Annotated in this window: 22 protein-coding genes and 4 tRNA genes; 3 read left to right on the top strand and 23 right to left on the bottom strand. The window is 55.6% G+C overall.

Going from position 1 to position 22,850, the window contains the following annotated elements; genetic code table 11:
• Nucleotides 1–76: 76 nt before the first annotated feature.
• The 13 genes from gshA to mltB all read right to left on the bottom strand — a co-directional run bounded on the left by gshA (nucleotide 77) and on the right by mltB (nucleotide 10,533).
• On the bottom strand, nucleotides 77–1,633 hold the full coding sequence (gene gshA / locus DW56_RS07610; protein ID WP_024554942.1) for a glutamate--cysteine ligase: 1,557 nt from the start codon (nucleotides 1,631–1,633) through the stop codon (nucleotides 77–79).
• Nucleotides 1,634–1,710: 77 nt separating this feature from the next.
• Nucleotides 1,711–2,142 carry a YqaA family protein gene (locus DW56_RS07605; protein WP_024554941.1) on the bottom strand — a complete coding sequence of 144 codons (432 nt, stop codon included), beginning with the start codon at nucleotides 2,140–2,142 and terminating at the stop codon, nucleotides 1,711–1,713.
• On the bottom strand, nucleotides 2,139–2,705 hold the full coding sequence (gene yqaB / locus DW56_RS07600; protein ID WP_024554940.1) for a fructose-1-phosphate/6-phosphogluconate phosphatase: 567 nt from the start codon (nucleotides 2,703–2,705) through the stop codon (nucleotides 2,139–2,141). Before yqaB ends, DW56_RS07605 begins: the two co-directional genes overlap by 4 nt.
• Before the next feature lie 293 nt (nucleotides 2,706–2,998).
• Nucleotides 2,999–3,075, bottom strand: a tRNA-Arg gene (locus DW56_RS07595).
• Between the two features lie 196 nt (nucleotides 3,076–3,271).
• Nucleotides 3,272–3,348, bottom strand: a tRNA-Arg gene (locus DW56_RS07590).
• A gap of 59 nt (nucleotides 3,349–3,407) precedes the next feature.
• Nucleotides 3,408–3,484 (bottom strand) — tRNA-Arg (locus DW56_RS07585).
• Nucleotides 3,485–3,488: 4 nt separating this feature from the next.
• Nucleotides 3,489–3,581, bottom strand: a tRNA-Ser gene (locus DW56_RS07580).
• A gap of 291 nt (nucleotides 3,582–3,872) precedes the next feature.
• Nucleotides 3,873–4,058 (bottom strand): carbon storage regulator CsrA, encoded by a 186-nt coding sequence (gene csrA / locus DW56_RS07575; RefSeq protein ID WP_000906486.1) that lies wholly within the window; start codon nucleotides 4,056–4,058, stop codon nucleotides 3,873–3,875.
• Nucleotides 4,059–4,304: 246 nt separating this feature from the next.
• Nucleotides 4,305–6,932 (bottom strand): alanine--tRNA ligase, encoded by a 2,628-nt coding sequence (gene alaS / locus DW56_RS07570; protein ID WP_024551682.1) that lies wholly within the window; start codon nucleotides 6,930–6,932, stop codon nucleotides 4,305–4,307.
• A gap of 135 nt (nucleotides 6,933–7,067) precedes the next feature.
• On the bottom strand, nucleotides 7,068–7,592 hold the full coding sequence (gene recX, locus DW56_RS07565) for a recombination regulator RecX (RefSeq protein WP_024551681.1): 525 nt from the start codon (nucleotides 7,590–7,592) through the stop codon (nucleotides 7,068–7,070).
• Nucleotides 7,593–7,646: 54 nt separating this feature from the next.
• Complete coding sequence (recA, locus tag DW56_RS07560; protein WP_024551680.1) at nucleotides 7,647–8,711, bottom strand: recombinase RecA; 1,065 nt, start codon at nucleotides 8,709–8,711, stop codon at nucleotides 7,647–7,649.
• A gap of 87 nt (nucleotides 8,712–8,798) precedes the next feature.
• Nucleotides 8,799–9,296 carry a nicotinamide-nucleotide amidase gene (gene pncC, locus DW56_RS07555; RefSeq protein ID WP_024551679.1) on the bottom strand — a complete coding sequence of 166 codons (498 nt, stop codon included), beginning with the start codon at nucleotides 9,294–9,296 and terminating at the stop codon, nucleotides 8,799–8,801.
• 142 nt (nucleotides 9,297–9,438) lie between these two features.
• Nucleotides 9,439–10,533 (bottom strand): lytic murein transglycosylase B, encoded by a 1,095-nt coding sequence (gene mltB, locus DW56_RS07550; RefSeq protein WP_024551678.1) that lies wholly within the window; start codon nucleotides 10,531–10,533, stop codon nucleotides 9,439–9,441.
• A 414-nt stretch (nucleotides 10,534–10,947) separates the two neighbouring features.
• Here mltB and mutS point away from each other — a divergent pair, with 414 nt between their 5' ends.
• Both mutS and DW56_RS22360 read left to right on the top strand, forming a co-directional pair.
• Entirely contained in the window at nucleotides 10,948–13,515 is a 2,568-nt protein-coding gene (gene mutS / locus DW56_RS07545) for a DNA mismatch repair protein MutS (protein ID WP_024551677.1), read from the top strand.
• A 132-nt stretch (nucleotides 13,516–13,647) separates the two neighbouring features.
• The gene (locus tag DW56_RS22360; RefSeq protein WP_161808548.1) at nucleotides 13,648–13,917 is read left to right on the top strand and encodes a hypothetical protein; all 270 of its coding nucleotides are present in this window, start codon (nucleotides 13,648–13,650) and stop codon (nucleotides 13,915–13,917) included.
• Between the two features lie 36 nt (nucleotides 13,918–13,953).
• On the opposite strand, the gene DW56_RS07535 is transcribed toward DW56_RS22360, so the two are convergent.
• The 3 genes from DW56_RS07535 to DW56_RS07525 are packed head-to-tail and all read right to left on the bottom strand — an operon-like array spanning nucleotide 13,954 to nucleotide 16,230.
• Complete coding sequence (locus tag DW56_RS07535; RefSeq protein ID WP_024551675.1) at nucleotides 13,954–14,190, bottom strand: non-oxidative hydroxyarylic acid decarboxylases subunit D; 237 nt, start codon at nucleotides 14,188–14,190, stop codon at nucleotides 13,954–13,956.
• A gap of 10 nt (nucleotides 14,191–14,200) precedes the next feature.
• Nucleotides 14,201–15,628, bottom strand: coding sequence for a non-oxidative hydroxyarylic acid decarboxylases subunit C (locus DW56_RS07530; RefSeq protein ID WP_024551674.1), 1,428 nt, complete (start codon nucleotides 15,626–15,628; stop codon nucleotides 14,201–14,203).
• Nucleotides 15,629–15,642: 14 nt separating this feature from the next.
• A complete protein-coding gene (locus DW56_RS07525; RefSeq protein ID WP_024551673.1) occupies nucleotides 15,643–16,230 on the bottom strand; it encodes a non-oxidative hydroxyarylic acid decarboxylases subunit B in 588 nt (195 codons plus the stop codon).
• Between the two features lie 174 nt (nucleotides 16,231–16,404).
• Here DW56_RS07525 and DW56_RS07520 point away from each other — a divergent pair, with 174 nt between their 5' ends.
• A complete protein-coding gene (locus DW56_RS07520; RefSeq protein ID WP_024551672.1) occupies nucleotides 16,405–16,815 on the top strand; it encodes a MarR family winged helix-turn-helix transcriptional regulator in 411 nt (136 codons plus the stop codon).
• A gap of 86 nt (nucleotides 16,816–16,901) precedes the next feature.
• On the opposite strand, the gene rpoS is transcribed toward DW56_RS07520, so the two are convergent.
• The 7 genes from rpoS to ispD form a co-directional block, all read right to left on the bottom strand.
• The gene (gene rpoS, locus DW56_RS07515) at nucleotides 16,902–17,894 is read right to left on the bottom strand and encodes an RNA polymerase sigma factor RpoS (RefSeq protein WP_024551671.1); all 993 of its coding nucleotides are present in this window, start codon (nucleotides 17,892–17,894) and stop codon (nucleotides 16,902–16,904) included.
• A 60-nt stretch (nucleotides 17,895–17,954) separates the two neighbouring features.
• Nucleotides 17,955–19,112, bottom strand: coding sequence for a murein hydrolase activator NlpD (nlpD, locus tag DW56_RS07510; RefSeq protein ID WP_024551670.1), 1,158 nt, complete (start codon nucleotides 19,110–19,112; stop codon nucleotides 17,955–17,957).
• A 125-nt stretch (nucleotides 19,113–19,237) separates the two neighbouring features.
• On the bottom strand, nucleotides 19,238–19,864 hold the full coding sequence (locus tag DW56_RS07505) for a protein-L-isoaspartate(D-aspartate) O-methyltransferase (protein WP_024551669.1): 627 nt from the start codon (nucleotides 19,862–19,864) through the stop codon (nucleotides 19,238–19,240).
• A complete protein-coding gene (gene surE / locus DW56_RS07500; protein ID WP_024551668.1) occupies nucleotides 19,858–20,619 on the bottom strand; it encodes a 5'/3'-nucleotidase SurE in 762 nt (253 codons plus the stop codon). The genes DW56_RS07505 and surE overlap by 7 nt, the downstream gene beginning before the upstream one ends.
• Nucleotides 20,600–21,649: a tRNA pseudouridine(13) synthase TruD gene (gene truD / locus DW56_RS07495; RefSeq protein WP_024551667.1), complete on the bottom strand. Its 1,050-nt coding sequence runs from the start codon at nucleotides 21,647–21,649 to the stop codon at nucleotides 20,600–20,602. Before truD ends, surE begins: the two co-directional genes overlap by 20 nt.
• On the bottom strand, nucleotides 21,646–22,125 hold the full coding sequence (ispF, locus tag DW56_RS07490) for a 2-C-methyl-D-erythritol 2,4-cyclodiphosphate synthase (protein WP_024551666.1): 480 nt from the start codon (nucleotides 22,123–22,125) through the stop codon (nucleotides 21,646–21,648). Before ispF ends, truD begins: the two co-directional genes overlap by 4 nt.
• On the bottom strand, nucleotides 22,125–22,835 hold the full coding sequence (gene ispD / locus DW56_RS07485; protein WP_024551665.1) for a 2-C-methyl-D-erythritol 4-phosphate cytidylyltransferase: 711 nt from the start codon (nucleotides 22,833–22,835) through the stop codon (nucleotides 22,125–22,127). The genes ispF and ispD overlap by 1 nt, the downstream gene beginning before the upstream one ends.
• Nucleotides 22,836–22,850: the final 15 nt, after the last annotated feature.

Raw genomic sequence — 22,850 nt, 5'->3', positions numbered from 1 at the left:
AAGACGCGCATTTGTTATCATCATCCCTGTTCTCAGAGATGAAAATTTGGCCACAGTGATGTGGCCTTTTTCTTTTTCAGGCCTGCTTCGCCAGCCACTCATCGAACGGCTCGCGATCGCTCTCTTCTATTTCACGCTGGCGCTGCCACGAAGCGTCATGCTCTTTCTCGAAATCGGCTTCGGTAAACACCTCCAGCGGCTCTTCGCGCAGCATTGCGCGGTATTGCTCGGCCAGCGCAAGGCCGGTGCCGCCAATGCCGTTATCAATCATAGAACGAAGGATACGAGCGGAATAGGTTAATTCCGGGTCATCAAAGCAGGCAACGAGTTGATCGCAGACCTGTTGATACTCATGATTCCCCGCGATGGCATCGAGCGTGACGGCCACGCGACGCAAATCTTTAAAGAGATCTTTACCCACTTCGCTCAGCGGATGCTGGGCGGTTTCACAGCCCATGCCGAGCGTCAGGCCAGGCTTGCGTCCTTCCAGAATCACGCGATTCCAGTTTTTGCGCGTACAGAGCAGTTCATCGCTGCTCATTTCAGGCGCATCCGCCAACACGCACCAGACCATAAAGAGATCGAGGAAGCGCACCTGCTGCTCATCCACGCCAATCGGCGAGAAGGGGTTAATATCCAGCGAGCGCACTTCAATGTACTCAATGCCGCCGCGCAGCAGCGCATCAGAGGGCGATTCGCCTTCGCGGGTGACGCGTTTAGGACGAATCGGCGCATAAAGCTCATTCTCAATCTGCAAAATATTGGTGTTGATTTGCAGATGCTTGCCGTCCTTCATCAGCCCCATGCGAGCGTACTCTTCAGAAGGGGTTTTAATCGCGCGCTTTAATCCTGCCACATAAGTCTGCAAATCGTTAAACGTAATACCGAGATTGCTTTGCGATTTATTGGTATAGCCGAGATCGCTTAAGCGCAGCGAAGTGGCGTACGGCAAGTAATACATGCCGCCTTCGGTTTTCTCAAACGGCAGCGTGGTCGGTTTTCCCTGCAAAAATGAGGGGCAAATCGCGGGCGAGGCGCCAAACAGATACGGGATCACCCAGCCAAAGCGGTAATAGTTGCGGATTAAACGGAAATAGCCGGCGGAGATCGCCTCCTTGCCGCTTTGCGCATCCTGTACGCCGCATTTCGCCTGCCAGAAAGCCAGGGGCAGCGAGAAATTGTAGTGCACGCCGGAAATCGTCTGCATCAGCGCGCCGTAGCGGTTTTTCAGCCCTTCGCGATAAAGCGTCTTAAAGCGCCCAACGTTGGAGGTGCCGTACTGAGCAAGTTCAATATCCTGCCCCTCTTTCACATAGCAAGGCATGCTGAGCGGCCACATTCGTTCTTCGCCCAGCGCGCGCGCCGTTACGCGGTGAATATCGCGCATAACGGTCAGCATATGATCAATATCGCCATCAACGGGCGTGATAAATTCAAGAAGGGCTTCGGCGAAGTCCGTCGTGATCCACTTATGAGTCAGGGCTGAGCCCAGGCTTTCCGGATGACCGGTTGTCGCCAGCTGGCCTTCGGGCGTGACGCGCAGCGTCTCACGCTCCAGACCGCGGCGAATGCCCTGCAATGCCTGAGGATGTTTTTCCAGCCAGGCCAGCGCCTGTGATACGTCCGGGATCAATTTGACCTCCCGCCTGTCGAAATCATTTTTATTAAGCATAATTGTAATGGTTGACGATTAAAGGTCACTCAAACAATTCAATTGTGCCACCACGTCATCCCTTGTAACGTCGCCGCCGCCACCACCAGGTAGCGCAGCGCCTTGCCAAGGCACAAAAATAAGATAACCGGCCCCCATGAAAGCCGCAGCCACCCTGCCAGAAGGCAGAGCAGATCGCCCACGACAGGTAACCAGCTTAGCAGCAGCGCCGCCGGGCCAAAACGTTGCAGCCAGGCGAGCGCGTTTCGCTGCCAGCGCGACGATACGCGCTGCGGCAAAAGCCGCCCAAGAATAACGTTAGTCAGCCCTCCGAGGCTATTACCCATTGTTGCTATTAAAATTAACAGCCAGGGCTGACTTTTTTCGGCGAGCAGCAACCCTACCAGCAACACTTCTGAACTGCCGGGCAGAAGCGTGGCGCTGAGAAAACTACTCGCGAACAGGGAAGCGAGCGACAGTAAGTCGCTCACAATAAGCGAACGTCCACCGCATCCATCCCGGCAAGACGCGCAGCCTGAAGGCCGAAATCGGCATCTTCAAACACCACGCATTTTTCCGGCGCCACGCCCATTAATTTAGCGCAGAGCAGGAAGGTGTCGGGGGCGGGTTTGTGATTTTGTACATGATCGGCTGCGACGACCGCAGTGAAATATTTCCGCAGCCCAAGATGATTAAGCAGCGCTTCAGCAATATCGCTTTCGCTGCCGGTGCCCACGGAAAGCGGACGACGGCCGTACCAGGATTTCACTACCTCGACAAGCGGCAGGGGTTGAACGGTATCAAGCAGCATCGTTCTTACCGCCGCCGTTTTTTCCTGCGCCAGGGTGTGGGGATCCAGTTCGGCCTGATTGAGTTCGATGATAGTCTGGGCGATACGCCATGTGGGCGAGCCGTTAAGCATCACCAACGCCTTTTCATCATAATGCATGCCATAACGTCCCAGTACTTGACGCCAGGCCTTACGGTGAGTCGGCTCGGTATCCAGGATAGTGCCATCCATATCGAAAATCAGCCCGTCGTAACGATCGTACATCATGCCCTCATTCGCTAAAGGTAAGGCGGTTACTTTAGCGTAAAGCGTAAGGATTGTCGCTTTTTAGGAGGATATGCAGAGGTTACAGGCTGACAAAATGCAGCGTACAGAAAGCGAGATGAGAGATGAGAAACGACAAAAAGGAGAACCGTTTATTGTCGAGCAGAAAGGGGGCACCCGGGAGGATTATTCGCATCCTGACGGGCCGCTTTAAATAGCGGTATTCTGTCTGGTGACCGCAGCTGTTGCCGCTTACCATGCCATACTGTTTTGGGTGACAATACAGGGGAAGATGGTGCATCCGGGAGGATTCGAACCTCCGACCGCTCGGTTCGTAGCCGAGTACTCTATCCAGCTGAGCTACGGATGCATCGGGATTACTGCTTTGCTTCTGGTTTCGCCTTGTTCACTGTGGAACAACACGAAGAAGATGGTGCATGGGGGAGGATTATTCGGCTTCGCCTTACCCTAACGGGCCGCTGCTGAAGCAGCGTTATCCTTCCTGGTGCTTGCGGCTGTTGCCGCTTACCATGCCGTACTGTCTTCGCTGACAATACAGAGGAGTATGGTGCATCCGGGAGGATTCGAACCTCCGACCGCTCGGTTCGTAGCCGAGTACTCTATCCAGCTGAGCTACGGATGCATCGGGATTACTGCTTACTTCTGATTTCGCCTTGTCCCTGCGGAACAACACGAAGAAGATGGTGCATCCGGGAGGATTCGAACCTCCGACCGCTCGGTTCGTAGCCGAGTACTCTATCCAGCTGAGCTACGGATGCAAAATGGCGGTGAGGCGGGGATTCGAACCCCGGATGCAGCTTTTGACCGCATACTCCCTTAGCAGGGGAGCGCCTTCAGCCTCTCGGCCACCTCACCACACGCCTCTTGCGAGTGCTTCGAAGAACTTGTTGAAAGCTCATCGTCGCTGCGTGGCGCACATATTACTTTCTGAGACTTATAAGTCAAACAATTTTTCCCGCCCTACAATCGTTTGCACATTTCACAAACAATCCGCCTGCTTTACCAACAAAACGGGGGATTTATCAACGCAAAACAGCGTGACGAATGGGAACGAGGCAAAGGAAAGCAACAAAAGAAGTGAAGGCAGGAAAGAAAAAAGAGCGTGAAGAGGAGGCGCCTCGCCAACGCTCAGCGAGACGCGATAACTCAGTAACTGGACTGTTGCGATTTTTCAGCCTGGATACGCTGGTAGATCTCTTCACGGTGTACAGAAACTTCTTTCGGGGCGTTCACACCGATACGTACCTGGTTTCCTTTTACTCCAAGCACGGTCACGGTCACCTCATCCCCAATCATGAGTGTCTCACCAACTCGACGAGTCAGAATCAGCATTCTTTGCTCCTTGAAAGATTAAAAGAGTCGGGTCTCTCTGTATCCCGGCATTATCCATCATATAACGCCAAAAAGTAAGCAATGACAAACACATGGAGTGTAAGCAGTCATGGCATTACATTCTGTTAAACCTAAGTTTAGCCGATCCAGAAAAATTCAACCCGACTTTATCGTTATAGATAGCGTAGCGACAAAAGCGCCATAACCACAAATCCGTTATGACGCCCCGCTCACGCTTCACTATTATTACAGCTTCGCTGTTACCCAGCCTTCAACGCTTGCCAGTGCCGCAGGCAGCGCCTGCGCATCGGTGCCGCCAGCCTGCGCCATATCAGGACGTCCGCCGCCTTTACCGCCAACCTGCTGAGCAACCATACCCACCAGCTCGCCAGCTTTAACGCGATCCGTCACATCTTTCGACACGCCTGCGATAAGCGAAACCTTACCTTCAGAGACAGTCGCCAGCACAATAACCGCCGTGCCTAATTGATTTTTCAGGTCGTCGACCATAGTGCGCAGCATTTTCGGCTCTACACCGCTAAGCTCGCTGACCAACAGCTTAACGCCTTTAATATCCTGCGCTTTGCTGCTGAGCGAAGCGCTTTCCTGCGCGGCCTGCTGTGCTTTAAGCTGTTGCAGTTCCTTCTCCAGCTGACGGGTGCGATCCAGCACGGCGCGCACTTTGTCATTCAGGTTCTGGCTATCGCCTTTCAGCAGTTGGGCAATATCATGCAATTGTTCATTCTGCGCATGCACCATCGCCAGCGCGCCTTCGCCCGTAACCGCTTCGATACGGCGAACGCCTGCTGCGGTGCCGGATTCAGAAACAATACGGAACAGGCCGATATCGCCAGTACGGCTGGCATGCGTACCGCCGCACAGCTCGGTAGAGAAATCGCCCATGCTCAGCACGCGTACGCGCTCATCATATTTTTCGCCAAACAGCGCCATTGCGCCTTTCGCTTTCGCCGCTTCGAGCTCCATGATGTTGGTCTCGATTGGCAGATTGCGACGGATCTGCGCGTTGACAATATCTTCTACTGCCCGAATCTCTTCCGGCTTCATCGCTTCAAAATGCGAGAAATCGAAGCGCAACCCTTTGTCGTTGACCAGCGAGCCTTTCTGCGCCACATGCGTGCCCAGAACCTGGCGGAGCGCCGCGTGCATCAGGTGGGTAGCGGAGTGGTTAAGACGAATGCGCTCGCGACGCGCTTCATCCACTTCCGCTTTTACGCCATCGCCGACTTTCAACGCGCCTTGCGCCAGCTTGCCGATATGGCCGATCGCCTGGCCATATTTCTGCGTATCATTCACAGCGAAGACAAAGCCGTTGCCTTTCAGCTCGCCTTTGTCGCCAACCTGGCCGCCGGACTCGCCATAGAAAGGCGTTTCATCCAGTACGACAACAGCGTCCTGACCCGCATTAATTTGCTCAACAGCCTTGCCGTCAACAAACAGCGCAGTGACTTTCGCCGTAAGCTCAGTCTGGTCATAGCCTTTAAATTCAGAAGCGGAGTCAACGCGGATCATGGCGTTGTAGTCTGCGCCAAAGCCGCTGGACTCACGCGCGCGGCGACGCTGCTCTTCCATTGCCGCTTCAAAGCCCGCTTCATCCACTTTGATATTACGCTCACGGCAAACGTCTGCGGTCAGGTCAACCGGGAAGCCATACGTGTCGTACAGGCGGAAAGCCGTTTCGCCGTCCAGCGTGTCGCCTTTCAGGTTAGCCAGTTCTTCGTCGAGCAACGCCAGGCCACGCTCAAGCGTACGGGCAAACTGCTCTTCTTCCGTTTTCAGCACCTGCTCGACCTGCGCCTGCTGGCGTTTGAGATCTTCACCCGCAGGGCCCATCACCTCGATAAGCGGAGCAACCAGCTTATAGAAGAACGTCTCTTTCGCACCCAGCATGTTGCCGTGACGAACTGCGCGGCGAATAATACGGCGCAGCACGTAGCCACGGTTCTCGTTCGACGGCATCACCCCGTCGGCAATCAGGAAGGCGCAAGAGCGGATGTGGTCCGCAATGACGCGTAGCGATTTATTGGAAAGATCCGCAGCGCCGGTCACTTTCGCGACTGCTTCAATCAACTTGCTGAAGAGATCGATTTCATAGTTGGAGTTAACGTGTTGCAGTACCGCCGCGATACGCTCCAGACCCATGCCGGTGTCCACGGACGGCTTCGGCAGCGGCTCCATGGTGCCGTCAGCCTGACGGTTGAACTGCATGAATACGATATTCCAGATTTCGATATAGCGGTCGCCATCTTCTTCCGGGCTGCCCGGCGGTCCACCCCAGATGTGGTCGCCGTGATCGTAAAAAATCTCGGTGCAGGGGCCGCACGGACCGGTATCGCCCATCTGCCAGAAGTTGTCGGAGGCGTAAGGTCCGCCTTTGTTATCGCCGATGCGAATAATGCGCTCGCGCGGGATGCCAACCTCTTTTTCCCAGATTTCGTAGGCTTCGTCGTCAGTTTCGTAAACGGTAACCCACAGGCGATCTTTCGGCAGATTGAACCACTGCTCGCCGGTCAGCAATTCCCAGGCATACTGGATGGCGTCATGTTTGAAATAGTCGCCAAAGCTGAAGTTGCCCAGCATTTCAAAAAAGGTATGGTGACGCGCGGTGTAACCGACGTTTTCCAGATCGTTGTGCTTACCGCCTGCGCGCACGCAGCGCTGCGCTGTTGTAGCGCGGGAATAATTACGCTTGTCGAGCCCAAGAAAAACATCCTTGAACTGGTTCATCCCAGCGTTGGTAAACAGCAAAGTCGGGTCGTTGTTAGGTACAAGGGAGCTGCTTGCAACTACCTGATGGCCTTTACTATGGAAAAAATCGAGAAACGCCTGACGGATCTCAGCGGTGCTCTTGCTCATAATTATCCTGAAATCAAGCTAACGAAATGTCGTCGCCCGGCATCACGCATGACGTATGCGTACGTGCCGGGTTTAACGGAAAAAAGTGGGAATAAGATAAGTTTTCTTCACAGGGAAGTAAAATCCCGTATGGCTTCAGGAGGCAAAATTTCGGTATATGTCTTGAATATCTTCCATGTAATAGCCGCGATAAAGTAAAAAACGCTGAACCTTAGCTTTTTCCGGATACTGTTTCGGTAAAGGCGAGCCAAATTTCCGCTCCGCCTGTTCACGCGCAAGCGACGCCCAGTCAATATCGCATTCCGCTAATGCGGATTCGCATTGCGCCCGGGCAATGCCTTTTTGTTGTAGCTCCTGGCGAATTCGCTGAGGGCCGTAACCTTTGCGGCTACGGCTAGCAACAAACTGCGCAGCGAAGCGTTCATCATCGAGCCAGCGGTGTTCATAACACCAGGCGATAACCTGATCGATTTCTTCAGCGGTAGGTTCGGGAACTGGCTCAGCGGCCAGTCGGGTTTCGTGCTGACGGGTCTTAACCGGCGATGGCGCAGCCAGTTTGCGGCGCAGCTCCTGTTCGCTGTGGTCACGCATAGCAAGGATGCGCGTAGCGCGATCGAGAAGGCGGGCATAAGCCGTGCGGCGGGGAGTAGCGTCGGTCATAAGCAATCAGGAAAACAATAAAAGAAAAGGGCTGCATTCGCAGCCCTTATAGCATTAAAACTCTTCGTTTGTCTCTGCGGCGTCGTCGTCGCTCTCTTCGGCGGCGAAGGCCGGAATAGCGTCATGATTGTTAAGCAGCAGCTCGCGCAGCTTTTTCTCAATCTCTTCCGCCATCGGCTTATTCTCTTTGAGGAAATTGGTCGCGTTCGCTTTACCCTGGCCAATTTTCTCGCCGTTGTAGCTATACCACGCACCCGCTTTTTCAATCAGCTTGTGCTTCACGCCCAGGTCAACCAGTTCGCCGTAGAAGTTGATGCCTTCACCATAAAGGATCTGGAATTCAGCCTGTTTGAACGGCGCAGCCACTTTGTTTTTGACAACTTTAACGCGGGTTTCGCTACCTACAACGTCATCACCCTCTTTCACCGCACCGATGCGGCGAATGTCCAGACGAACAGACGCATAGAACTTCAGCGCGTTACCACCGGTAGTGGTTTCCGGGTTACCAAACATCACGCCAATCTTCATTCGGATCTGGTTAATGAAGATAAGCAGCGTGTTGGAGTTTTTCAGGTTACCTGCCAGTTTACGCATCGCCTGGCTCATCATACGCGCCGCAAGGCCCATGTGAGAGTCGCCGATCTCGCCTTCGATTTCCGCTTTCGGCGTCAGCGCCGCAACGGAGTCGACAACCAGTACGTCAACTGCGCCGGAGCGCGCCAGCGCGTCACAGATTTCCAGCGCCTGCTCGCCGGTATCCGGCTGAGAACAGAGCAGATTGTCAATATCTACGCCCAGTTTACGCGCGTAAACCGGATCGAGCGCGTGTTCCGCATCGATAAAGGCGCAAGTCTTACCGGCACGCTGGGCAGCGGCGATAACTTGCAGCGTCAGCGTAGTTTTACCAGACGATTCCGGACCGTAGATTTCCACGATACGACCCATCGGCAAACCACCGGCGCCCAGTGCGATATCCAGAGAGAGTGAACCGGTAGAGATGGTTTCCACATCCATAGTGCGGTCTTCACCCAGACGCATGATGGAGCCTTTACCGAATTGTTTTTCAATCTGGCCAAGTGCTGCCGCTAACGCCTTTTGCTTGTTTTCGTCGATAGCCATTTTTACTCCTGTCATGCAGGGTGAAGCACTATGCGCCACGCTGCCTTTGTTTCTGTTGCAGCCATTATACTGTATGGCTATACAGTATCAAGCTTTTTGTCGAATGTTTTGCCACAGTATTTCTAAGGCGAAAACCGTGGCCTGGCGCCGCACCGCTTCACGATCGCCAGAGAAATTTTGCAGGTAGGCTCGCACCTCGCCCTGACTGTTTGCAACGCCAAACCAGACGGTGCCGACAGGCTTTTGCGCGCTGCCGCCATCCGGCCCGGCGATACCGCTGACAGACACCGCCCAGGTGGCGGCGGCGGCATTCAATGCGCCCTGCGCCATTTGCCGAACAACCGGCTCGCTCACCGCGCCATGCGCTTCAAGCGTAGCGCCATCAACGCCGATCATCTGCTGTTTGGCTTCATTACTGTAGGTGACAAACCCGCGTTCAAACCAGGCGGAGCTGCCGGCGATATCGGTTATGGCCTTTGCTATCCATCCGCCCGTGCAGGATTCCGCTGTCGTCACCGTTGCGCCGAGCTGACGTAACGTTTCGCCTAGTTGCTGACTTAACTGCATCATTTCGCGGTCATTCATGTCGGCTCCGATTGTAAACATATCCTCTGTTTCACCATAGCACTTCCCCCCAGTTGCAGAGGATTACATTGCGTTTTTCGAGATAAATTCAAGGTGTGAGGATAAAAGAAGAGAATCCCGCGCCGAAGCGCGGGAGGGGTTATTACTGAACGCGAGCCAGCGAGACCGCCTGACCCAGTTGCCAGACCGCCATCGCATAATGCGTACTGTGATTGTAGCGGGTGATCGCGTAAAAATTTGGCAGCCCGTACCAGTATTGATAGCCGGTGCCGATATCCAGACGCAGCAGGCTGGCTTCCTGATGATTGCCTATCGGCTGCTGCGGCGTCAGCCCCGCTACCGCCAGCTGACTGACGCTATATTTGGTTTTAAAACCGTTCTCAAGACCCGGCGCCTGGCCGTTTGCCGGAACGGCGACCACGTCGCCTTTCACCCAGCCGTGTTCTTTAAAGTAATTCGCCACGCTGCCGATGGCGTCGACCGGATCCCAGAGGTTGATATGGCCATCGCCGTTAAAGTCCACAGCATATTCTTTATAAGAAGACGGCATAAACTGGCCATACCCCATAGCGCCGGCAAAGGAGCCTTTCAGCGCAAGCGGGTCGTCGCCCTCATCACGCGCCATCAGCAGGAACGTTTCCAGCTCGCCGGCAAAATAGTCCGCGCGACGCGGATATTCAAAGGCAAGCGTGGCAAGCGCATCCAGAATACGGGTTTTCCCCATAACCCTTCCCCAACGGGTTTCCACGCCGATAATGCCGACGATAATCTCCGGCGGCACGCCGTAAACCTGCCAGGCGCGGTTTAGCGCATCCTGATACTGGTTCCAGAACACCACGCCGTTTTGCACGTTATCTGGCGTAATGAACTTGCTGCGATAACGCAGCCAGGCGCCGTTCGGCCCGGTCGGCGGTTGCGTGGTCGGCGCCTGTTGGTTCATCAGGCGCAGGACATAGTCCAGTCTTTTCGCCTGCGAGAGAATTTCGTGCAGTTGCTGACGATCGAAACCATGCTTGCTCACCATTTTATCAATGAACTGCTGGGCGGCGGCGTTATTCGCAAAATCGCCGCCCGGCATAAGCATATCGTGCTGCGGCTGCAACAGGAATCCGCCAGAAGGCGCCGCGGCGGCAGGCGCGCCGGTTGTCGCGGCGGCGGCTTCCGTTTTTGGCTTGCTGCTGCAAGCGGAAAGCAGAACAAGTGTCGATAATAAGGCGGCGTAGCGACGCGTAAACATGAAATATCCCTATGGTATTCGAAGACAAGTGGCACTAATGGTAGATCATCTTAAGCCAGGCGAGAAAGCGCATTCCCCTTCTGTGAAGAGGCTTTACCGGGCAGTTGAATGCCGGGAAGAAAAAGTCATTTGATCTTGCAGGCTTTATCCGTGTTTTGAAGCGCAGGCAGAATGCGATTGCGCTCGCAGAAAAAGGCCAGCGGACGTTACTGTGCTCTTAATGTTTGCGAGATGTCTCGTGGCGCTCACATTTTCCTCTCCCCTTTTCTTCACAGTACCGCTAATGTCGCCCGCATTCAGGGTGGGCAAGATGGCCCTCTTCACGGATGAAAGCGGGGGATTAACAATGGTAAGATGGCGCATTCCACAAGGCATTACAGGCCGTACCTCGCTTCAAGAAATGAGCAAAATCAAATGACTGAGTCTGTTGATAAGGACCTATCCGATCACACCCCAATGATGCAGCAGTATCTGAAGCTTAAAGCGCAGCACCCGGATATTTTGCTGTTTTACCGTATGGGCGATTTCTATGAGCTCTTTTACGACGACGCGAAACGCGCCTCTCAGCTTATGGACATTTCCCTGACGAAACGCGGCGCGTCGGCCGGTGAACCCATTCCGATGGCGGGCGTACCGCATCATGCGGTGGAAAACTATCTGGCGAAGCTTGTCAGCCTTGGCGAGTCAGTCGCCATCTGTGAACAAATCGGCGACCCGGCGACCAGTAAAGGCCCCGTAGAACGCAAGGTTGTGCGTATTGTTACGCCAGGCACCATCAGCGATGAAGCGTTGTTACAGGAGCGTCAGGACAACTTGCTGGCGGCTATCTGGCAGGACAGCCGTGGCTTTGGCTACGCAACGCTTGATATCAGCTCCGGCCGTTTTCGCTTAACAGAGCCGCAAGATAAAGAAACCATGGCGGCGGAGCTGCAACGCACCAACCCCGCAGAGCTGCTTTACGCAGAAGATTTCGCAGAGATGGCGCTTATTGAGGGCCGTCGCGGCCTGCGTCGTCGTCCGTTATGGGAATTTGAAATCGATACGGCTCGCCAGCAGCTGAATTTGCAGTTCGGCACACGGGACCTGGTAGGGTTTGGCGTGGAAAACGCCGTACGGGGCCTTTGCGCCGCCGGCTGTCTTTTGCAGTACGTGAAAGATACACAGCGCACCTCCCTGCCTCATATCCGTTCTATCACGATGGAACGTCAGCAGGATGGCATCATTATGGATGCCGCCACGCGTCGTAACCTGGAGATAACCCAGAATCTGGCAGGCGGTATTGAAAACACCCTCGCCTCGGTGCTCGATTGCACCGTAACGCCCATGGGCAGCCGTATGCTTAAGCGCTGGCTGCATATGCCGGTTCGTGATGTCACCGTACTGGCGCACCGTCAGCAAGCCATCAGCGCGTTAATGGATCTGGCTGGAGACTTACAGCCGGTACTGCGCCAGGTAGGCGACCTTGAGCGCGTCCTGGCGCGCCTGGCGCTGCGCACCGCCCGTCCCCGCGACCTGGCGCGTATGCGCCATGCCTTTCAGCAATTGCCCGCGCTAAGAGAGCTCCTCACCGGAAGCGACGCCAGCTACGTACAAACCCTGCGTGACAACATGGGCGAGTTCAGCGAGCTTCGCGAGCTGCTGGAGCGGGCTATTATCGAAACGCCGCCCGTGCTGGTGCGCGATGGCGGCGTCATCGCGCCGGGCTACAATGCAGAGCTGGACGAGTGGCGCGCGCTGGCGGATGGGGCGACGGATTATCTCGACAGGCTGGAAATTCGCGAACGCGAAAAGCTGGGCCTTGATACGCTAAAAGTCGGCTTCAACGCCGTACACGGTTATTACATTCAGGTCAGCCGCGGGCAGAGCCATCTGGTGCCGATCCACTACGTTCGCCGCCAGACGCTAAAAAACGCCGAACGCTATATTATTCCTGAGCTTAAAGAGTACGAAGACAAGGTTCTTACGTCCAAAGGCAAAGCGCTCGGCCTTGAAAAACAGCTGTACGACGAGTTGTTCGATCTTCTGCTTCCACATTTGCCGGAACTGCAAAAAAGCGCCGCAGCGCTGGCGGAGCTGGATGTTTTAGCCAACCTTGCCGAGCGGGCTGCCACGCTGAACTATACCTGCCCGATATTTACAGATAAGCCAGGCATTCGTCTTGTTGAAGCACGCCACCCTGTAGTGGAACGCGTATTGAATGAACCGTTTATCGCTAATCCGCTGAATCTGTCCCCGCAGCGACGCATGCTCATTATTACCGGTCCGAACATGGGCGGTAAGAGTACCTATATGCGCCAGACAGCCCTGATAACCCTGATGGCTTATATCGGCAGCTTTGTTCCGGCGCAGCAGGCGGAAATCGGTCCAGTTGACCGCATTTTTACCCGCGTAGGCGCAGCGGACGATCTCGCCTCCGGGCGCTCTACCTTCATGGTAGAGATGACCGAAACGGCAAACATTCTGCATAACGCTACGGAACACAGCCTGGTGCTGATGGACGAGATCGGACGCGGCACCTCGACTTACGATGGGCTTTCGCTCGCCTGGGCCTGCGCGGAAAGCCTGGCGAACCGTATTAAGGCGCTGACGCTTTTCGCCACGCATTACTTCGAGCTCACCCAGCTGCCGGAAAAAATGGAAGGCGTCGCGAACGTGCATCTGGATGCGATTGAGCACGGCGACACCATCGCGTTTATGCACAGCGTGCAGGATGGCGCGGCCAGCAAAAGCTACGGCCTGGCCGTGGCGGCGCTGGCGGGTGTGCCGAAAGAGGTGATTAAACGCGCGCGACAGAAATTGCGGGAACTGGAAAGCCTTTCCGGCAATGCCGCTGCTACGCAGATTGACGGTACGCAGATGTCGCTGCTGGCGCCTGCTGAAGAGACGTCGCCTGCGGTGGAAGCGCTGGAAAATCTTGACCCGGATAGCCTGACGCCGCGCCAGGCGCTGGAGTGGATCTACCGGTTAAAAAATCTGCTGTAGTAAAAATCCGCCTTCATAGAAGGCGGCATTGATTACGCCCTGGAAGGGCGTACCAAAACCCTTAAAAAGAAGTCTCTGCCAGTTCTGTGAGATTTAAATCCAAAGACAATAAGGCAGAACCAAAACCAGTTGATGACCACGCCCACAGGACGTGGTTTTCAGTTGGCAATAAAAAGGCGGGTGGCGCTTTGCTCACCCGCTTTCCCCGCCTTCCCCGATTTCTCCACCTTTTCCGCCTTCTCCGCCTTCTCCGCTTCCCCCGCCTTCTCCGCCTTCTCCGCTTCCCCCGCCTTCTCCGCCTTCTCCGCCTTCTCCGCTCTGCAATGCGGTTTGCATGATGCGCAGCACGCTTTTGCGCTGGCTAAAAAAGAAAAGACGGGCCGCACATTGTGCCCGTCTTAGTGCCCGTCTTTTTATAACGCCTCATTTAGCGCGCTTTTAACGCTTTGATTCCGCCAGCAATGGAGGCACGCTCGGGACTTCCGGCGCCTCATCAATATCTTTCTGCGTCATGCGAAATGCCTCAGGATAATGTTCACGGCTGGTACGGCGCAGCGGCTCCGTATCTCGCCAGGTGTAGAGACAATGCTGGCACTGGTAGACCGTCCAGACCCCCTTTACGGGTGAGGTCGCCATTATTTCAATCTGTTCGTCAGCGCAACGTGGGCAAATCATTTCCCTCTCCTTATTTACGGTTAGCGAGCATAGCGGTGAGTTTTTCCACCCACTGCGCGGTTTCCGGCAAATCTTTCACCGGCTGGCTGTAATGGCCACGGTTATCCGGCGCAACCGGCGTCGTGGCGTCGATGATGAGCTTATCGGTGATCCCCGCCGGGCTTGAGCCAGGATCAAGCTCCAGCACCGACATATTCGGCAATTGCACCAGGTCACCTGCCGGGTTCACTTTAGAAGAGAGCGCCCACATCACCTGCGGCAGATCGAACGGATCGACATCTTCATCCACCATAATCACCATCTTCACATAGCCAAGCCCGTGCGGCGTGGTCATGGCGCGAAGCCCTACGGCGCGGGCAAAACCCCCGTAGCGTTTTTTGGTGGATATGATGGCAAGCAGGCCGTGGGTGTACATCGCGTTCACAGCCTGCACTTCAGGAAATTCCGCTTTGAGCTGCTGATAGAGCGGCACGCAGGTAGCCGGGCCCATCAGGTAGTCGATTTCAGTCCACGGCATGCCGAGGTAGAGCGATTCGAAAATCGGCTTCGTGCGGTACGACACCTTATCTATGCGCACAACCGTCATGTTGCGTCCGCCCGAGTAGTGGCCGGTAAACTCACCGAACGGCCCTTCAATTTCACGTTTGCGCCCTTCAATTACCCCTTCCAGGATCACTTCAGAACCCCAGGGTACATCGAAGCCCGTCAGCGGCGCAGTGGCGATGGGATAGGGGCTTTCCCGCAGCGCCCCGGCCATTTCATATTCCGACTGATCGTATTTAAGCGGCGTTGCGCCCATCAGGGTAATAACAGGATCGTTGCCAAGCGTAATGGCAACAGGTAGATCCTCGCCCCGCTCTTCGGCCTTATGCAGATGCAGCGCGATATCATGCATCGGCACCGGTTGCAGGCCGAGCTTGCGTTTGCCTTTTACCTCCATGCGGTAAATGCCCACGTTTTGCTTGCCGAAATGGTTGGGATCGAGCGGATCGCGGGACACCACGCAGGCTTTATCGAGATAAAAACCGCCGTCGCCGTCGTTCAGGCGGAACAGAGGCAGAATGTCGAACAGGTTGATGGCATCGCCGTCGACGCTGTTTTCTGCCCACGGCGGATTGTCGCGGCGCTCCGGCGTAACCGGAAATTTATCCCAGCGACGAATAAATTCAGCAATCTGCTGCTTTACCGGCGTCGTAGGCGCAAGCCCGAGTGAAATGGCGTGGTTTTGCCACGAGCCGATGGTGTTCATGACCACCCGCGCATCGGTAAAACCGCGAATGTTATCAAACCAGAGCGCGGGCGCGCCTTCGCCAATCCGGCCGGTGGCGTTGGCCGCGGCGGCCAGATCCGGCTCTGCCTGTACTTCTTCGCTTATTTTCAGCAGCTGTTTTTGCTCATCCAGCGCATTTAAGAAGCTGCGTAAATCGTCAAAAGCCATAGGTAAATCCCCTGTTATGCGTTATCTGTACTCACCGCGCCGCGTAAACCTTCCCAGCGACGCGCCTGTGGATCGTTAAGCCCAAACTGATCCAACACCCGTGCAACGATATGGCGGGTAATGTCTTCGATAGTTTTCGGGTGGTTATAAAAGGCGGGCATGGGCGGCACCATGGCGACCCCCATGCGCGAGAGCGCCAGCATATTTTCCAGATGGATCGTGCTGAGCGGCATTTCGCGCGGCACTAGTACCAGCTTGCGTCCCTCTTTCAGCACCACGTCAGCGGCGCGTCCAACCAGCCCTTCGGCGTAGCCGGCGCGAATACCCGCCAGCGTTTTCATGCTGCACGGAATAACGATCATGCCGTCGGTGCGAAACGATCCTGAGGAGATGGTCGCTGCCTGGTCCGCCGGGCTATGCGCCACATCCGCCAGCGCAGCGACTTCACGGGCGCTATAAGGCGTTTCCAGCTCTATGGTGGTTCTCGCCCACTTCGACATCACCAGATGCGTCTCTACTTCCGGCATTTCCCGAAGTGTTTTTAATAGCGCCACGCCAAGCGGCGCGCCGGTGGCGCCTGTCATGCCAATAATCAGTCTCATCTTCACCTCAAACATTGTTCGTATACGAACATTTATAATGAGGCTACCTTCTCTTTTTGCCGGTAACAAGCCCGGAGGGGAAAAAACCGCACGATTGGCACATTAAGACAAAGGTTATAACACGCAAGGTAAGGGGCTATGATAGGGAAAGCGACGATAAGAACAGGAGCCACCATGCATCTTAGTGAAGAGGCTTTTCACCTGCTGCGCCAGTTATTTCAAAAACATACTGCACGCTGGCAAAGTGAACTGCCGGAATTGACCAAGCCGCAATATGCGGTGATGCGCGCTATTCATGAACATCCTGGTATTGAACAGGTGGCGTTGACGGATGCCGCCGTCAGCACCAAGGCAACGCTTGCAGAGATGTTAAGCCGCATGGAAAGCCGCGGCCTGTTGTGGCGTGAAAGCGACCCTGCGGATAAACGGCGGCGGTTTATTTACCTGACGACAGAAGGCGAAGCGTTATTAAACGCCGCCATTCCAAAGGGGAATGCAGTGGACGCCGCCTTTCTTGGCAAGCTGAATGCCGATGAACAGGCTCTTTTTACCCGGCTTATCGACAAAATGATGCGCGAGGCATAAGCAGGCGCCTGGCGCCGTTGGTCAGGCGCTAAAAGAAAAAGGCCGGTCGTATGACCAGCCTTTTTTTGAAAACTACGTTTCGTAGCTTATTCGCGGAACAGCGCTTCGATGTTCAGCCCTTGCCCCTGCAAAATTTCACGCAGGCGACGCAGACCTTCAACCTGAATCTGACGAACACGCTCGCGAGTCAGACCGATTTCACGGCCCACATCTTCAAGCGTTGCCGCTTCATAGCCAAGCAGACCGAAACGACGAGCCAGCACTTCACGCTGTTTAGCGTTCAGTTCGAACAGCCACTTAACGATGCTCTGTTTCATGTCATCGTCTTGCGTGGTGTCTTCCGGACCGTTTTCTTTTTCATCGGCCAGAATGTCCAGCAGCGCTTTCTCTGAATCACCACCCAGCGGGGTATCAACAGAGGTAATACGCTCGTTCAGACGCAGCATGCGGCTCACGTCATCAACCGGTTTATCCAACTGCTCTGCGATCTCTTCCGCGCTCGGCTCGTGATCCAGCTTGTGGGACAGCTCGCGTGCGGTACGCAGATAAACGTTCAGCTCTTTCACAATGTGAATCGGCAGACGGATCGTACGGGTTTGGTTCATGATAGCCCGTTCGATGGTCTGGCGGATCCACCAGGTCGCGTACGTTGAAAAACGGAAACCGCGTTCTGGATCGAACTTCTCAACTGCGCGGATAAGGCCCAGGTTGCCTTCTTCAATCAGGTCCAGCAGCGCAAGACCACGATTGCTGTAACGACGGGCAATTTTCACCACCAGACGCAGGTTACTTTCGATCATGCGACGGCGTGAGGCGATATCACCACGCAGCGCGCGGCGTGCGAAGTAAACTTCTTCTTCTGCTGTTAGCAGAGGAGAGTAACCGATTTCTCCCAGGTACAGCTGAGTCGCATCCAACACACGCTGTGTGGCACCCTGCGACAACAACTCCTCTTCTGCCAGGTCGTTATCACTGGGTTCCTCTTCTATCAAGGCTTTTTCATCAAAAGCCTCTACTCCGTTCTCATCAAATTCCGCGTCTTCATTTAAATCATGAACTTTCAGCGTATTCTGACTCATAAGGTGGCTCCTACCCGTGATCCCTGAGCAAAGCACCTGACAGAAGCATGCTTTGCCGATTTATCGCTGCGGCAAATAACGCAGCGGGTTTACGGATTTCCCCTTGTAACGAATTTCAAAATGCAAGCGTGTAGAACTGGTTCCGGTGCTACCCATGGTAGCGATTTTCTGCCCCGCCTTAACTTCTTGTTGTTCCCGGACCAGCATTGTGTCGTTATGGGCGTAGGCACTCAGGTAATCATCGTTGTGTTTTATGATGATAAGATTACCGTAACCGCGCAGAGCATTACCGGCGTAAACGACGCGACCGTCAGCGGTGGCGACGATAGACTGGCCTTTACTTCCTGCGATATCGATCCCTTTGTTGCCCCCTTCGGAAGCAGAAAAGTTTTCGATAACATTGCCCTCAGTAGGCCAGCGCCATGCTGCTATCGGCGCACTGGTGGACGTACTGCTGACTGTCGGTTCGGCGGTTGTGTTAACAGTTGGCGCGGTAGCCGGTGCCGTTACAACGGTCGTGTTATTCCGGTTACCAGGCAACATTTTGTTATCACTTTGTTCACCTGAGTCCTCAGAATAAATAATTGTCGGTTTCGACGCAACCACCGTGCTGGAATTTTGTGCAGGTTTTGAGACAATTCCTTGTGCAGTTGCATCAGCCTGTGTAATTGCATTTCCACCTGTGATCGGTGTACCGGAAGCATTGCCTACCTGTAGCGTCTGGCCGACATTCAGGCTGTACGGGGCCGGAACGTTATTACGCTGCGCCAGATCGCGGAAATCGTTCCCGGTAATCCAGGCGATATAAAAGAGGGTGTCGCCGCGCTTCACGGTATAAGTGCTGCCGCCGGTATAGCTGCCTTTCGGAATGTTCCCATACTTGCGGTTATATACAATACGGCCGTTTTCGGTCTGCACCGGTTGTTCGATAACCGGTTGCGCCTGTCGGGGCTGCGAAACGGGAGGCTGTACGGGCTGAATTTGCGGCGTGGCCGCAGGAGCTGAAACCGGAGCGGCGGCAGAACCGCCCATTTTAGGCGGCGGCGTAATTAACATACCGCTGCTGGTATTGCTGCTTGCGGCCGCTCCGCTATTGCCGTCTACGGAACTTATCGGCGCCTGCGAAGCGTCGTTAGAGGAGCATCCCGCCAGCCAAAGTGAAATGAATGTTGCTGTTGCTACCCGGCGTGCTGTGAATTTTGGGCTTCCCGCGCTCATTTATCCCCCAGGATTGTTATCTGTCATTGACTACTACGACGACCGTGGCTCTGCACGTCCAGCAGGCTCAAAATGAGCCCACCATACGCGGATAACGCCTGAAAGTAACAGGAAAAACTCCTGGATTACGCCAGATCCCCTTTCACCAGAGGAACAAAACGCACGGCTTCCACGGTGTCGATAATAAACTCTTCTCCCCGCCGACGAACCCGCTTTAACAGCTGATGTTCGTCCCCTACGGGCAGTACAAGAATGCCGCCGTCAGCCAGCTGCGACATCAACGCAGGCGGAATTTCCGGCGGCGCGGCCGTCACAATAATAGCGTCAAACGGGGCGCGTGCTCGCCACCCCTGCCAGCCATCGCCATGACGGGTAGAAATATTATGTAGATCGAGCTGCTTCAGGCGGCGCCGAGCATGCCATTGCAGACTTTTAATGCGTTCAACCGAGCAGACGTGGTGCACCAGATGCGCCAGTATCGCCGTCTGGTAACCTGACCCTGTGCCTATCTCCAGCACCCTTGAGTCAGGCGTCAGTTCAAGCAACTCGGTCATCCGCGCCACCATGTAGGGCTGGGAAATGGTTTGCCCGGAGCCGATGGGCAGCGCCACGTTTTCCCAGGCTTTGTGCTCAAGCGCTTCATCGATAAATTTTTCGCGCGGCACGCGGGCAAGCGCCTCGAGCACATGCTCGTCGCGTATGCCCTGAGCACGCAATTGATTGAGAAGAGTTTGAACGCGATTGCTTACCATTGCCCGTTCACTCCGGCGCGATCTAACCAGGTTGAGACAACATCATGCGCACTGTGCGCTGTTAAATCCACATGTAGCGGCGTAACGGAGACATAACCTTCGTCTACCGCAGCAAAATCGGTGCCCGGCCCGGCGTCGTGCTTCTCGCCAGGCGGCCCTATCCAGTAAAGCGTGTTGCCGCGCGGATCTTCCTGCGGGATCACTTTATCCGCAGGATGACGGCTGCCGCAGCGCGTTACGCGAATGCCTTTAATCTCCGCGAGCGGCAGATCCGGCACGTTGACGTTCAGAATACGGCCAGTACGCAACGGCTCGCGCATCAGCGCCCGTAAAATAGTGCAGGTGACGGCAGCGGCAGTGTCGTAATGCTGATAACCGTTGAGCGAAACCGCCAGCGCCGGAAAACCTAAATGCCGCCCTTCCATGGCCGCCGCGACGGTGCCGGAATAGATAACGTCATCGCCCAGATTCGGCCCGGCGTTAATGCCGGAAACCACGACGTCGGGGCGCGGGCGCATCAACGCGTTTACGCCAAGAAAGACGCAGTCGGTCGGCGTGCCCATCTGCACGGCGATATCGCCATTTTCAAAGGTGAAAGTGCGAAGAGAGGATTCCAGCGTCAGGGAGTTGGAAGCGCCGCTGCGGTTACGATCGGGAGCAACGACCTGCACATCGGCGAATTCGCGAAGCGCTTTCGCCAGGGTCTGAATGCCCGGCGCGTGGATCCCGTCATCGTTACTCAGCAATATCCGCATAATCACCCGTTGTGTTCATCAGTTCACGTACTACGCTTGTGGCGAAACTGCCCGCCGGCAGCCAGAAACGAAGCTCGACCGTTACGTCATCCCACCATTCCCAGCTTAGCGCCTGCGGAAAGACGAGCATCGCCCGGCGCGCCGCTTCTACTTTTTCACGCACCAGCAGCGTCTGAAGCGTTGTCTCTTCAGCAATAGCCTGTTGTTCGTTAATCAGCGCTTCACGCTGCGTTCCCCATTCCCCGCTGCCCGGCAGCGCGGCGGTAATCAGCAAGCCTTTAGCGTCGACGCGAGACTGGAGTTCTGGCAGCTCATCAACCGTGGCGACGAACCAGCTGCCGCGGCCCGCTAATTGTAGCGCATCGCCATCGACAACTTGATTAAATTCTCTTTTTTTCAGACGGTTGCTGACAATCTGATTAAACAGCGCGCTGCGCGCCGCAGATAAAGCAAAACTGCGTTTGTTACGCTCGCGCGGCGGCGTAGCGGTTTCTCCCCAGCGCTGCGCCTGCAACAGATTGCTGCCGCCAATCCCGAAGCGCTGCGGGCCGAAATAGTTCGGCACGCCCTGGTCGCGCACGGCCTGCAAGCGGTTTTCCAGCTCTTCGCGATGGGTCACTTCACGCAGCACCAGCCTGAAGTGGTTGCCTTTAAGCGCGCCTAAACGCAGCTTGCGTTTATGACGGGCGTACTCCAGTACCTGGCACCCTTCCAGCGAAAAGGCGCTCAGGTCCGGCATCTCTTTGCCCGGCAAACGAACGCAGAACCACTGTTCCGTCACCGCGTGCTTATCTTTTTGCCCGGCAAAGCTGACTTCCCTGGCATGCACCTTGAGAAACTTAGCGAGCGCGTCCGCTACAAAGCGCGTATTGCAGCCGATTTTTACTATGCGCACCAGCAGATGCTCGCCTTCGCCGTCCGGCTCAAAGCCTAAATCTTCCGTAACGACAAAATCTTCCGGATTCGCCTTCAGCACGCCGCCGCCTTGCGGCTTGCCGTGCAGGTAAGTCAGTTGATGAACGTCGATCATGCGCCAGCCTTCATCAGAAGCGCCACCGCCTCACAGGCGATGCCTTCGCCGCGGCCGGTAAAGCCCAGTTTTTCCGTGGTGGTGGCTTTCACGTTTACCTGTTCCATATGGCAACCTAAATCCTCGGCGATAAATACGCGCATTTGAGGAATGTGCGGCGCCATTTTTGGCGCCTGGGCGATGATCGTAACGTCTACGTTGCCAAGCGTATAGCCTTTGGCCTGGATGCGACGCCAGGCTTCACGCAGCAGTTCACGGCTGTCGGCGCCCTTGAAAGCCGGGTCGGTATCCGGGAAGAGTTTGCCGATATCGCCAAGCGCCGCAGCGCCCAGCAGCGCATCGGTAAGCGCATGCAGCGCTACGTCGCCGTCGGAATGCGCCAGCAGCCCTTGCTCATAAGGAATACGGACGCCGCCAATAATAATCGGGCCAACGCCTCCAAAGGCGTGTACGTCGAAACCATGTCCGATACGCATTATGCATTCTCCATAGGGGTTAACCGGGTAAGATAAAACGCCGCCAGCGCCAGGTCTTCGGGGCGCGTCACTTTAATATTATCCGCACGCCCGGCAATCAACTCAGGGTGAAAGCCACAATATTCAAGCGCAGAGGCTTCATCGGTGATAGTGGCCCCTTCGTTGAGGGCGCGCGTCAGGCAGTCGAGCAAGAGCTCGCGGGGAAAAAGTTGAGGAGTAAGCGCATGCCAGAGATCGTCTCTGTCGACCGTATGAGCGATGCGCGCTTTGCCCGGTTCGCCGCGCTTCATGGTGTCGCGCACTGGCGCGGCAAGGATGCCGCCAACGCGACTGGTTTCAGTCATCGCGAACAGGCGTTCAAGATCGTCGCGATGCAGACAGGGGCGCGCGGCATCGTGCACCAGCACCCACGGGCACGCCTCTGCCTGTTTGAGTCCCGCCAGCACCGAGTCGGCGCGCTGGGCGCCGCCCTCCACCACCTGCACGCGGGGATGAGAAGCCAGCGGCAGCGCCGCGAAGCGCTCATCGCCCGGGCTGATGGCGATAATGACTTTGCGAACGCGCGGATGCGCCAGCAGCGGAGCCAGCGCATGTTCGAGGATCGTTTTTTCACCAATGGTGAGATATTGTTTCGGACATTCCGTTTGCATGCGGCTACCGATCCCGGCAGCCGGCACCACGGCTATCACGTCCGTAAGGGAAGGCGCCATGAGTTAACCCGAGTC

It is taken from the genome of Franconibacter helveticus LMG 23732, from assembly GCF_000463115.2.
GTDB classification, from domain to species: domain Bacteria; phylum Pseudomonadota; class Gammaproteobacteria; order Enterobacterales; family Enterobacteriaceae; genus Franconibacter; species Franconibacter helveticus.
This window is presented reverse-complemented; position numbering and strand designations above follow the sequence as displayed.

Coding starts and splice junctions, on each gene's coding strand:
- yqaB (WP_024554940.1), bottom strand. CDS start 2,705: ATGTACGATCGTTACGACGGGCTGATTTTCGATATGGATGGCACTATC.
- csrA (WP_000906486.1), bottom strand. CDS start 4,058: ATGCTGATTCTGACTCGTCGAGTTGGTGAGACACTCATGATTGGGGAT.
- alaS (WP_024551682.1), bottom strand. CDS start 6,932: ATGAGCAAGAGCACCGCTGAGATCCGTCAGGCGTTTCTCGATTTTTTC.
- recX (WP_024551681.1), bottom strand. CDS start 7,592: ATGACCGACGCTACTCCCCGCCGCACGGCTTATGCCCGCCTTCTCGAT.
- recA (WP_024551680.1), bottom strand. CDS start 8,711: ATGGCTATCGACGAAAACAAGCAAAAGGCGTTAGCGGCAGCACTTGGC.
- pncC (WP_024551679.1), bottom strand. CDS start 9,296: ATGAATGACCGCGAAATGATGCAGTTAAGTCAGCAACTAGGCGAAACG.
- mltB (WP_024551678.1), bottom strand. CDS start 10,533: ATGTTTACGCGTCGCTACGCCGCCTTATTATCGACACTTGTTCTGCTT.
- mutS (WP_024551677.1), top strand. CDS start 10,948: ATGACTGAGTCTGTTGATAAGGACCTATCCGATCACACCCCAATGATG.
- DW56_RS22360 (WP_161808548.1), top strand. CDS start 13,648: ATGACCACGCCCACAGGACGTGGTTTTCAGTTGGCAATAAAAAGGCGG.
- DW56_RS07535 (WP_024551675.1), bottom strand. CDS start 14,190: ATGATTTGCCCACGTTGCGCTGACGAACAGATTGAAATAATGGCGACC.
- DW56_RS07530 (WP_024551674.1), bottom strand. CDS start 15,628: ATGGCTTTTGACGATTTACGCAGCTTCTTAAATGCGCTGGATGAGCAA.
- DW56_RS07525 (WP_024551673.1), bottom strand. CDS start 16,230: ATGAGACTGATTATTGGCATGACAGGCGCCACCGGCGCGCCGCTTGGC.
- DW56_RS07520 (WP_024551672.1), top strand. CDS start 16,405: ATGCATCTTAGTGAAGAGGCTTTTCACCTGCTGCGCCAGTTATTTCAA.
- rpoS (WP_024551671.1), bottom strand. CDS start 17,894: ATGAGTCAGAATACGCTGAAAGTTCATGATTTAAATGAAGACGCGGAA.
- nlpD (WP_024551670.1), bottom strand. CDS start 19,112: ATGAGCGCGGGAAGCCCAAAATTCACAGCACGCCGGGTAGCAACAGCA.
- DW56_RS07505 (WP_024551669.1), bottom strand. CDS start 19,864: ATGGTAAGCAATCGCGTTCAAACTCTTCTCAATCAATTGCGTGCTCAG.
- surE (WP_024551668.1), bottom strand. CDS start 20,619: ATGCGGATATTGCTGAGTAACGATGACGGGATCCACGCGCCGGGCATT.
- truD (WP_024551667.1), bottom strand. CDS start 21,649: ATGATCGACGTTCATCAACTGACTTACCTGCACGGCAAGCCGCAAGGC.
- ispF (WP_024551666.1), bottom strand. CDS start 22,125: ATGCGTATCGGACATGGTTTCGACGTACACGCCTTTGGAGGCGTTGGC.
- ispD (WP_024551665.1), bottom strand. CDS start 22,835: ATGGCGCCTTCCCTTACGGACGTGATAGCCGTGGTGCCGGCTGCCGGG.